This is a genomic window from Mycobacterium sp. NGS11 (genome assembly GCF_059813315.1).
Window position 1 is genome coordinate 1 of sequence record NZ_JCALEJ010000083.1, and the last position, 273, is coordinate 273.

At 65.9% G+C, this 273-nt stretch carries 1 pseudogene; it reads right to left on the bottom strand.

Going from position 1 to position 273, the window contains the following annotated elements:
* A pseudogene (locus tag AC5Y4T_RS26210) lies at positions 1-273 on the bottom strand (transposase); the annotation flags it as partial.

Here is a 273-nt window from a genome sequence, read left to right on the forward strand (position 1 = left end):
CCGGGCCTAGAAGTTTCCCTTCGCGATCTCCCGCAGCGCGTCCTTCTCCAACTCCGCGTCTGCCAGCAGGCGTTTGAGGGTGGTGTTCTCGCGTTCGAGGTCCTTGAGCCGTTTGGCGTCCTCGGCCTTCAACCCGCCGAACTGGTTACGCCACCGGTGGTAGGTGGCCTCGGAGACACCCAGTTCGCGGCACACCGCTGCCGTGTCCTTACCCTCGGCCAGGAGCCGATCGGCCGCCATCAGCTTGCGCACAATCTGCTCCGGGCTGTGCCG